The sequence below is a fragment of the Vibrio sp. 10N.261.54.A5 genome, from assembly GCF_041471145.1.
Classification (GTDB): domain Bacteria; phylum Pseudomonadota; class Gammaproteobacteria; order Enterobacterales; family Vibrionaceae; genus Vibrio; species Vibrio crassostreae_C.
Genome location: NZ_JBFRNU010000043.1, coordinates 41,274 through 51,912, shown reverse-complemented (window position 1 = coordinate 51,912; position 10,639 = coordinate 41,274). Strand labels below are relative to the sequence as shown.

The following is a 10,639-nucleotide window of genomic DNA, read 5'->3' as shown; positions in this document are numbered from 1 at the left end:
CAAGGTACCCACCACCGCGCCCGCCACTTGGTTTTCCGTATAACTTAGTTCTTGGTTAAAAAATAAAGAGTCGTCATCTACAGGCGTCACGCCAATATCAACAGTAATAGTATCTGTGCCTCCATTCCCGTCGCTAACTACAACGGTGAAGCTATCGCTTCCGTTGTAGTTTTCGTCTGGCGTATAGGTCCAATTACCATTTTCATCAACGACTACAGAACCGTTTGACGGATCTGTGCCTTTTGAGAATGTTAACGAGTCTCCGTCCGTATCTGTTGCGTTTAGCGTTCCGCTTACTGGGGTATCTTCGTCGGTGGTTACTGAAAGGTCATTACCTATCGGCGCGTCATTTACGGGAGTTACGCCAACGTTAACCGTAATTGTGTCAGTACCACCATTTCCATCATCGACGATAACCGTAAAGCTATCGGTACCGTTGTAGTTTTCGTTGGGGGTATAAGTCCAATCACCATTTTCATCGACAACGACAGTACCGTTTGATGGATCGGTGAACTTAACGAAAGACAGCGAATCGCCATCTTCATCTGATGCTGACAACGTTCCGCTTACTGGAGTATCTTCATCGGTTGTAAATGAGAGAGTGTCACCGACAGGCGAGTTATTGGTATCAACAAAGGTAGGGGCGCTATTAGTTTGCTCAAACGAACGGAATTGCTCTAGAAGGCTCAGGCTTTGAGTTCGCGACATGCCCAGCGCTTCAAATCCCGTTGTTATAAATTCGGTTGCTGGGATCGTTTCTTCACCGTCTCGCTCTACAGTCCCACTAGTTGCCAAGCTAGAACCATTTTGACCAGCAGCGGTAGCGAACTCATCTCCTAACTCAGTAGGGTCTTCACCTTCTTCTAATGCGGCAAAAATATTTGCGATATCCTGGTCTAGTTCAACTTCACCGTCTTCAGGTGAAAAACGCTTAACTGATACCTGAGGTTCATTAGGTCCATTTTGAGATTCAAGAGTTACATCTCCAGCCTGTAGAGGCTCTCCCTCTTCGAGTACTCTAACCGTGCCATCAACTGAAATAACAATGCGCTGACCCAATGCAAGAGCACCGGTCAAATTCAATGCTGTAATGTCCATATCAACCCCTAAAAACCATTTTCGCTTGTCACGTCAACTTTGTGACATCTTATTTATAATATTAGCCGAAATATAACATTTAACATCACATAATTCCTAGTTATGAATCGTACATTTAACATACCGAGTGACAAGGTAATGACGCTGATCACATCACACAATAATGAAAGTGCTCACACTATCAATATAAGTTATTGTGTTTGCGAAAAATAACAGAGCTAAAAACGTAAAATTGACGTTCTCAAAATCATCATAAAACGCACAGCAAACTGTTAACAACTTTACAACCATTTACGGTAGCTTCTCGAGCGAACGTTATTTTTTTGGCGGTTCATCTAAATTTCGTATCTAGCACATTAAAAAGCGTAGGTTTAGATGCAGTCCAATTTGGAGAGATGGAAATTGAATTACATTCAAACGACAACATTAGGGTTAGCTATAGCGCTAAGTTTGCCGACAACAGCACAAACCTTAGAGCAAGCCGTTGCGTTTACATTAGAAAGCAACCCTGAAATCAAAAGTGCTTATAACGAATATATCAGTAAGCGTTATCTTAACGACGCTTCTGGTGGTGCTTATCGACCAAGTATAGACTTAGATGGTGGGATTGGTTATGAACATACTGATCTAGCAACCAACCAAGACACTACCGATCTGACTAGAAAAGAAGCAACGATCACCTTGACCCAGTTAATATGGGATGGCGCTAATACATCCAATGATATTGACCGTACTGCGGCTGATGCAGAGTCCGTGCGCTATCAACTACTATCTAACGCGCAAGACATCGCTTTAGAAGTAACAAAGGTTTATCTTGATGCAGTGAAAGCCTATGAAGTGCTTTCTCTTTCGGAAAGTAACTTAGCGACGCACAAAGAGATATATAACGATATTCGTAAGCGCGTGGAATCAGGTATTGGTTCAACCGCAGATATGTCACAAGTTGAAGCTCGTATTGCGAAAGCGCACGGGAATTTGCTTGCTGCTCAAAACAACCTTTTTGATACGCATACTCAGTTTAAAAGACTTGTTGGTCAATCTCCTTTAGGGTTAACTTTCCCTCGCGCAGATGCGGGTGCAATTCCTTATACCGTTGATGGTGCGTTGGCAAAAGCGTTTAACCAGCATCCAGTCATTAAGATTGCACAAGCCGATGTTGACTCAGCGAAGTTCCAATACAAACAATCTAAGAGTACCAACTACCCGACTGTTTCTTTTGAAGCCGCTCAAACTTGGCGTGATGACGCCGGTGGTACAGAAGGCAGCAGCGATGAGTTTTCTGCCATGGTTCGTTTAAGATACAACCTTTACAATGGTGGTTCGGATCAAGACCGCACAGAAAGTGCAGCCTACCAACTCAACAAAGCCAAGGACCTTCGCGAAAGTACTTACCGCAATGTAGAAGAGAGTCTACGTCTATCATGGAGCGCACTTGATTTAACGGTTCAGCAAAAAGAGTTCCTATCTGACCACGTAGACTCGGCATCAGACACGGTAATCTCATATGAGAAACAATACCGTATCGGTAAACGTACCCTTCTCGACTTACTTAACACTGAGAATGAATTATTCGAAGCTCGTAAAGGCTATTTAGATGCTAAGTATGACGAGCAATACGCAAAATATCGCGTAATGAACGCAACTGGTAACCTACTCATAGGTTTACGAGTTGAGATCCCAGAAGAATGGAATGAAAAGGTGGAATATTAATGAAGCTTACCAACACAGTATTATCGCTTTGCTTCATGGTTGTATCTGCCAATGTTTTAGCTGAAAACAACGAAGATGAATTCGAATATCGCGCTCTACCGCCGGCCACTCAAATTTACGATCTTCAAGATGATGACAATGACGGTGTAATAAACGCGCGAGATTTATGTCCCGATACACAAATTGGTGCCGAGATCGATAACGACGGTTGTGGATCATATTTCGAGTCATCGGAAAAGAAAGAGCTGCATATACTCTTCGCTAATAATTCAACGGAAATAAACCCTGTCTTTCTAGGGCACATACGCCAAATGGCGGCATTTTTAAAGCGCTACGAAAGTACCAGCATTGAATTGCAAGGTTATGCCAGCAAAGTAGGTAACGCGGAACATAACCTAAAGCTTTCGAAAGAACGTGCATCACATGTAAGACGAGCGCTAATTAGCAACGGTATTCAGCCATCTAGAGTCAGCATCGTAGGTCATGGTGATTCTGAATTCAGCAGTGATGACACCCAAATCAATCACGCACTACATCGAAAAGTTGTTGCTTCCGTTGTTGGATTTAAGGGTAATATCAAAGAAGAATGGCACATCTTCACCAAAATTAAAAAGTAGGCGTACCCAGCTTTTACCATACTGAAACGTTATCTTAAGTTAACGTTTCAGTATGGTGATAATTCCTTGAATAGCATATACCTAAGCCGTCTATAATGTTAATCTTGCCACGTTATCAACATAGAGAATTAATCCATGAGCAAACTAACAGCTGATACTCAAGCAAATCTAGAACTTTTCGTTTCTGAAACACAAGAAACTAAACTGGTATGGGGCCTTCGCAACGAAGAAGGTTGGCTAGCATGTGACTCAAGTGAATTCGAAAACAGCGAAGTGATGCCATTCTGGTCTTCAAAAGAAGATGCTCAAACTCACAACGTTGAAGAGTGGGCTGACTTTGAAGTATTAGAAATTCCACTAGATATCTTTGTAGAAGATTGGTTACTGACTCTTGCTGAAGACGGCGTTCTTGTTGGTACTAACTGGAATGCAACATTAGAAGGCAAAGAACTTGAGCCTTCTGACCTAGCGAAATTATACATCTAATTTCCGATATCGGTCGCACGATTCGCGCGACCGATATACCTCTGATTAGTATCAATAAATTAGAGACCTACCTCGCATAACCACGTAGTCGCACCATTCAAAATTTGAAGCAACATCAAACTAATAATAGAATATCGTTCTTTATCTGATTGATCGTCTCTTGTGAATCACTTCGTTTTTGTTACCTTTCTACTATTCATTAGCTTTTGTTCTTATAGCCAAGTATCAACATCAGATCGTGACCACAATTCACCAGTCTATACCTCCAATCTAAGCTCTACTCCAAATGCTGATTGGAACGCGCTTTATCTCTCTACTTTAAACCACTCTCCTGAGCGCGCATTAAACATGCTGCAAACACGCTACATCGGCTCAACGGTTTATGGAGATAAGCTTTACCTTGCGTCTCTTCTGTATCAATACATGAGCCACCGAGATCAGCCGTTCTACGGAATCGCTTCAAACGACAATGACTACCAAGCGATAGAAACAGCGTTTATTTCTGCTCTGAGGAAAGACGGCAAAGGCCAATATGAACAAGCACAACAAGGCTTTCTAACACTTTTGGCGAAAATGCAATCTCGCAGTGATTTAACTGGTAAAGCCTTACTAAAGTACCAGCTATGCCGATCGCTTAACGAGCAAGCTAAATACCATCAAGCGAACTATTACTGCTCTGCCCTTCAGTCAGATTTACATGACATCGCTGACCCTGTATTACCAAAATTCGGGACTTATCGAGTCATCGCGAACAATCATCATTTCCGCAGTGACTATCAAGCTGCACTAGACACCTACCTATCACTAATAAACGTGTTTCCACAAGGGCATGATATTTCAGGGGTTTACAACGATGTGGGTAACTTGCTCAAAGAATTAAAGCAATATGAAAAATCGGCGGAGTATCTAGAGCAAGCTCTCATTCTCAGAGTAAACGCTTCAGATTTAATGAAAGCACAAGTGCATCACAGCCTTGCGGATCTCTACCTTAACCAAGAGCAAAGTGAACTAGCAATTCACCACTTTCAGACAGCAAGAACACTGCTGAGCTCAACGTCGCATAGCTACGGTATTGCACTCACAAGTCTTGGCTTAGGAAAAGCGTACACTCAAACGAAAAACTATGATGTGGCGAGAACCTACCTAATTGAGTCTCTTTCAGCTTCGAGCGAACTGAGCAATGATGTCATTCGCATCAATGCTTACTTGGCGATCAGCGATATGTTCGAAGAACAGAAACTGCCAACGGAAGCACTCAACTATGCTCAACAAGCGCTAGAATTAGCTGAACAAGTCACAAGGCATAAATACATCGCGCAGTCACTTCTTCAGCTTTCTGATATTCATCAATCACTCAGCGATTACCAACAAGCTTTCTATTTCTACCAGCGATACTCGTCAATACAAATGGAAGCTAGAGATATCGACAATCGACTCGCACTCGAAGCGCTCGGCCTGACGCACGCCAAATATGAACAAGAACTAGAAAGCTCTTTCCTGACACATCAGACGAAACTCGACCGCGTTCAAATTGAAAAAATGGAACATCAAAGATGGATGTACAACATCGTTGTTATTCTGTTGCTTTGCGCTGCAAGCTTCACGGTATTGATAAACAAAACGGTTCGCGCAAAAACAGCAATTGATGGCTTAACGAAAGCATATAGCCGAACTGAGATAATTCGAAGAATCAAAAGAGTGAAACGCTGTAAAGGGACGGACAAACAGCATGTGCTCGTGCTGCTCGATCTAGATAAGTTTAAGAAGATTAATGATGAGCATGGGCACCCTACTGGTGATCGAGCACTGGTCCATATTAGTGATCAAATTAGAAAACACTTAGTGAATGGTGAATTGTTTGGTCGCTTAGGGGGTGAAGAATTTGTCATCATGTTAACCGATACCCCACCAGCAGAGGTACGAGAACGCGTTGAAGAGTTGCACTACGCCATTTCAAGCACTGTCTTTTTATCAGAAAGCAAAAAGTCACTTAATGTGACCGCGAGTTTTGCTTATCTAGCAACCTCAAACGCATTAAGTGACTTTGATGACTTGTATTCAGTGCTCGACCAAGCACTCTATCAAGCCAAAAGCAACGGCCGAAACTGCATTATTGATGCATATAACGAACCGATTGATTTACCTGAAATTATTTATTCTCAGCCTGTTTGCGAACCAACTCAGCCATGATGCTTTCGCGATCACCGAGGTAATCGTTAAGGCCAACTTTACGCAGTTCACATGCCGGACAATCGCCACAGCCATCACCAACAATGCCGTTGTAACAAGTCAGTGTTTTGTTTCTAACAAGTTCAAGTGCTGAGTACTGGTCTGCTAGCGCCCATGTCTCAGCCTTGTTTAACCACATTAGCGGTGTTTTGATATCAAGCTGCTTGTCCATACCTTGTACAAGTGCAGAGTTCATCGCCTTCACAAAGTCATTACGACAATCAGGGTAACCAGAAAAGTCTGTTTCACACACACCTGTAATCACGGTTTCAGCACCGATTTGGTAAGCGTAAATACCCGCTAGAGTCAGAAATAGAATATTACGACCAGGAACGAATGAATTCGGCAGCCCATTCTCTTGCAGCTCATGAGACACAGGAATATCGTCACGAGTCAAAGAGCTGATAGCCAGTTCATTCAACAGAGTCACATCCATCACTTTGTGCGCTTTCACACCAAGCTCTTTCGACAATGACTCAGCAACTTCAATCTCGAGTCTATGGCGCTGACCATAATCAAACGTAATCGCATGAACTTCATCATACTCTTTTAATGCTTGAACAAGACACGTTGTTGAGTCTTGACCACCACTGAATACTACCACTGCTTTTTTCATCTTAAATCCTTACGAGAACCTTCTACTAGCGACTTATCTTGCCCAGTAAAAATACAACCTATGCGATGCTCAAATATTTGTGAGTTTGTATTGATAAGCGCCAATTGCGCTCAATGCAGGTATCAATACAAAGCTGAGTAGCGCGGTCTTTTTGGCTGATTGGTTGCAGAGCGATAACAGTGTCGTTAGGAACTGCTGCTCGCTCCAATAAACCGTCAAGTTGTTCGATGTCTTTGCTTGTACCTACTGGATGCTTAATTTCGTTAGCACGTTGCAAGGCGCTATCTAAGATTTCCAGTTTCGCTTTCATCGCCACTTTCGGTGACACCGTAACCCAAGTGTCCGGTGTGGCTTTAACTTCTGATGTTCCGCTAGTCTCAATCTGACAGCGACAACCGTGCTGCTCAAACGCTTCAGTAAGAGGAACAAGATCATAAATGCATGGCTCACCACCAGTAATCACAATGTGCTTAGCAGTGTAACCTTGCTTGATATATTCATTCACGATTCCTTGAGCATCGATTGCTGACCAAGTAGGTGAATCTTCTGTCTTAACCATAATATCGCCAAGGCTGGTTTCCTCTTCTGGCAACGCTTCCCAGGTCTGCTTGGTATCACACCAAGAACAGCCCACTGGGCAAATTTGCAGACGAACAAAAACAGCGGGAACGCCAGTAAACACGCCCTCACCCTGAATGGTTTCAAACATTTCATTAATCTTGTACAACTTTCCCTCAGCTCAATCATTTGATGAAATTAATCAACCGCAGACCTTAAAGCACTTCCCCCTTTTGGTCAAACAAATGAGTACTGATAAATGAGTTGATCAAAGCCCTAGCCTGAACTTTCAAGTTCCCTTATCCTTTCGCCCATAGATTTCGTTAGCTTTTAATTTTTTAGTAAGGAACAACATGTACAAACTGATTGCTCTTGATATGGATGGCACACTACTCAACAGTGAAAAAGTGATTTCTCAAGAGAACAAAGACGCAATCGCCAAAGCACGAGCTGCAGGTGTGAAAGTAGTTCTCGCTTCTGGTCGCCCTTTAGAAGGCATGCAAAGCAAATTAGATGAGCTTTCGATTGACGGCGAAGATGACTTTGTACTCTTCTACAACGGCTCTATGGTTCAGAACGTATCGACAAAAGAGATCATTCACAGTGAGATCAGCAACGGTAAAGCCGCAAAAGAGATTGCTGCCCTCGCTGAACAGCTTGGTGGTTATGTCCATGCTTTCAGCAAGATCCACGGCTTAATCACACCTGAGAACAATGAGTACACTGGTATTGAAGCGCGTATTAATTGCTTAGATATAACCGAGTTCGACTTTTCTCAACTAGAAGATGACCACGAAATCATCAAAACTATGATTGTCGCTGAACCAAGCAAGCTGACTGAAATCATCGGTAAGTTGCCACAAGAGCTTAAGACTCAGTTTACTATCGTACAAAGTGCACCATTCTTCTTAGAGTTCCTAAACCCGAAATCAAACAAGGGTGTCGGTATTGAAGCGATAGCGAAACACTTAGGCATTAAAGCGGAAGAAGTCATCTGCATGGGTGATGCTGAAAACGATCACCATATGCTTGAATACGCAGGCCTTGGCATTGCAATGGAAAACGCAATGGAAGAAACCAAGAAACTGGCGGATCACATCACAGCTAGCAACGACGACCATGGTGTAGCGGTCGCGATTGAGAAGTTTATCTTCAACTCATAAACGCTCAACAGGTTCTAATAAGAATTACTTTTTGCTTGTTTCAGAAATGACAAAGGCTGTGCACTGCACAGCCTTTTTGATTTTGTGTTAGTCGAGTCGCTTACTCTCTTTTCCATGGCAGACGAAATGCCACCACACCAAACAGAATCAAGATTGGGAAACGTAACGTTTCAACAATAAATGAAGCAATACCGCTGAAAGAGACAAAGCTTCCAGCCCAGCTAATCAGCAGATTTCCCGCTAACAACATCGCCATCACTCCAAGAACGATCTTGAATGAGAACTGACCAACCAAAGGTTTCGAGTCTGTTAACGTCACTAGGCATGCAATCGTCATCACAATCGCCACCCAGAATGAGAATGTTGGCAGTGGCCATATCACCGTCAGAACAATCGACAGTAAGCACAATGCCCACCAAACACCTTTAGAACTCAATAAGGCGCTAATATCAACATCCGGTTTCGCGTCTAATCTCACGATATGCCACATCGTTAAAGCGCCTAATACGCCACCCATTAATACATCACTAAAAAACGCACTACCTGAATAAGACTTAAATAGCATGATCCACAGCAGGCCAGCGAGCACTACCAGAATGGCTTTTTGCTCCAAGAGGCGCTTTAGTTTCCAAAAGACTAACAAGGTTAAACTGACCCACAAGGCAGCCAACAGACTTGGAAAACTATACCCACTGCTTATCACCAGTTTCAATGTTGGCAAGTAAGCGTGTGGACGTGGAAAACCAAAACCTTGGTGCGCGATTAAAGTAAGTAGTGTCACCGAGATCAAAGTGAAGCCAAACTTCAACGCGAAGTTACGGCCAAAGTACCAAGCAATTAACGGCAATATCACAATGAAGACCCATGGCTTGGCCAACAAGTCAGTCAAAAGCACAGTATTCGCAAATACGCTTGGCATCTTATCGAACGTGTTTTGAAGTGACACAATCCAATTTAATTCAACTTGATGGACTTTGGGTGCCGCGCCCACCAGCTCAGTCACATACGTCACCGGTTGATCTGTCGCAGATAAAAACAGCTCGTTAATCTCAGACCACTGTTCTGGGTAGCGGTATTGGTGATCTTGCAATTCAGTAGGAGGAAGTAACATCGCTCGGCTGACTTCCACGCCATAATGAGGAGCAAACCAAATCGGCAGCTCAAAGCCACCTAACTCATTTCGAGCCTTGTAACTGATCACTTCAGAGTCAGAAATACAATCAAACACGACGGCACTGTCGGTATAACCTAGCACATCACCGACCGTTACCGACAAACCAGCCTCTTCCCACGTTTCACGTTGCGCCGCGACGGCTGGCGGCTCACCTGAAACAACAGTGCCTCCCGGTAGAGACAATTGACCGGTGATCAACTCATCAACCAACACGATTTGGTTATCAGCACGTACTACACACAAGGCGCCCGCGATATGATCGGGCAAAGTGTCGTTTGCCCAAGCGGAAGTAGTACTCAAAAGAGACAGTATGAAAACTAATAAATATCGAATAACCAACGAGTTTACCTAAAAAATAATAGAAGAATATTGAAGACTGCTGTTGCAGTTGAACTATTGTAATCAAAGCCACACAAAATCGCTGTCTACGTTTTGTGCAAAGCCTTCCTCATCCATTGAATGTGAGGTGTGAACCCCATTTTTTGATAGAAGTCCTTGGCAGGCGAGTTAAAGTCCCAAACTTCTACAAAGACTTGTTCAACCCCATAATCATCAAAAGTACTTTCAACTTTGTTAAACAACTTTTCAGCAATCGATTCTTTTCGATAATCAGGCAAGACAAACAGTTCATCGACACTTCCCATCGGCACTGGTTTGCTGACCGTTGAGATAAGCTCACAAAAATGCCCAGAGATAAAGCCAACAATGAGCTCTCCTTTTAATGCCACATAAACCAAACATTCAGGGTCATCCAAGTATCGTGCAATGCTTTTTTCCTGCTCAATCTCTTCTGCCGTTTTAAAGTGCTCTGGGCTAGCAAGGTGGTGGTGATGGTGGAGATCGAACATTAACTCGTTAAGTTGTTCTAAATCCGCGTGCTTTGCGGCCCTTAAGGTGACATTCATGACTATTGCGCTTCTCAAACCAAATTAATATCTAAACTGAGTCTAGTTTACTTGGCGTGAGTATCTATACAAGTTATTGAATT

At 43.1% G+C, this 10,639-nt stretch carries 10 protein-coding genes; 5 read left to right on the top strand and 5 right to left on the bottom strand.

Features of this window, described 5'->3' with window-relative positions:
• Positions 1–1,098 (bottom strand): Ig-like domain-containing protein (locus tag AB4329_RS13440; protein WP_372138522.1); only part of this gene is annotated, 1,098 nt, incomplete at its 3' end.
• A 402-nt stretch (positions 1,099–1,500) separates the two neighbouring features.
• Between AB4329_RS13440 and AB4329_RS13435 the strand changes: the two genes are divergently transcribed.
• The 4 genes from AB4329_RS13435 to AB4329_RS13420 all read left to right on the top strand — a co-directional run bounded on the left by AB4329_RS13435 (position 1,501) and on the right by AB4329_RS13420 (position 6,101).
• Positions 1,501–2,808, top strand: coding sequence for a TolC family outer membrane protein (locus AB4329_RS13435; RefSeq protein WP_017062307.1), 1,308 nt, complete (start codon positions 1,501–1,503; stop codon positions 2,806–2,808).
• Positions 2,808–3,425 (top strand): OmpA family protein, encoded by a 618-nt coding sequence (locus AB4329_RS13430; RefSeq protein ID WP_102321441.1) that lies wholly within the window; start codon positions 2,808–2,810, stop codon positions 3,423–3,425. The genes AB4329_RS13435 and AB4329_RS13430 overlap by 1 nt, the downstream gene beginning before the upstream one ends.
• Before the next feature lie 135 nt (positions 3,426–3,560).
• On the top strand, positions 3,561–3,911 hold the full coding sequence (locus AB4329_RS13425; protein ID WP_017062305.1) for a DUF2750 domain-containing protein: 351 nt from the start codon (positions 3,561–3,563) through the stop codon (positions 3,909–3,911).
• 162 nt (positions 3,912–4,073) lie between these two features.
• Positions 4,074–6,101: a diguanylate cyclase gene (locus tag AB4329_RS13420; protein WP_372138520.1), complete on the top strand. Its 2,028-nt coding sequence runs from the start codon at positions 4,074–4,076 to the stop codon at positions 6,099–6,101.
• On the opposite strand, the gene queC is transcribed toward AB4329_RS13420, so the two are convergent.
• Both queC and queE read right to left on the bottom strand, forming a co-directional pair.
• Positions 6,061–6,756: a 7-cyano-7-deazaguanine synthase QueC gene (queC, locus tag AB4329_RS13415; RefSeq protein WP_017063822.1), complete on the bottom strand. Its 696-nt coding sequence runs from the start codon at positions 6,754–6,756 to the stop codon at positions 6,061–6,063. The genes AB4329_RS13420 and queC overlap by 41 nt on opposite strands.
• A gap of 58 nt (positions 6,757–6,814) precedes the next feature.
• Positions 6,815–7,483 (bottom strand): 7-carboxy-7-deazaguanine synthase QueE, encoded by a 669-nt coding sequence (gene queE, locus AB4329_RS13410; protein ID WP_346762947.1) that lies wholly within the window; start codon positions 7,481–7,483, stop codon positions 6,815–6,817.
• 184 nt (positions 7,484–7,667) lie between these two features.
• Here queE and AB4329_RS13405 point away from each other — a divergent pair, with 184 nt between their 5' ends.
• Positions 7,668–8,477: a Cof-type HAD-IIB family hydrolase gene (locus tag AB4329_RS13405; RefSeq protein ID WP_017062301.1), complete on the top strand. Its 810-nt coding sequence runs from the start codon at positions 7,668–7,670 to the stop codon at positions 8,475–8,477.
• 100 nt (positions 8,478–8,577) lie between these two features.
• Here AB4329_RS13405 and AB4329_RS13400 read toward each other — a convergent pair whose 3' ends face one another.
• Together AB4329_RS13400 and AB4329_RS13395 are read right to left on the bottom strand one after the other, a co-directional pair.
• On the bottom strand, positions 8,578–9,990 hold the full coding sequence (locus AB4329_RS13400; RefSeq protein ID WP_372138518.1) for an NUDIX domain-containing protein: 1,413 nt from the start codon (positions 9,988–9,990) through the stop codon (positions 8,578–8,580).
• 86 nt (positions 9,991–10,076) lie between these two features.
• Complete coding sequence (locus AB4329_RS13395) at positions 10,077–10,556, bottom strand: GNAT family N-acetyltransferase (RefSeq protein ID WP_009846623.1); 480 nt, start codon at positions 10,554–10,556, stop codon at positions 10,077–10,079.
• Positions 10,557–10,639 lie beyond the last annotated feature (83 nt).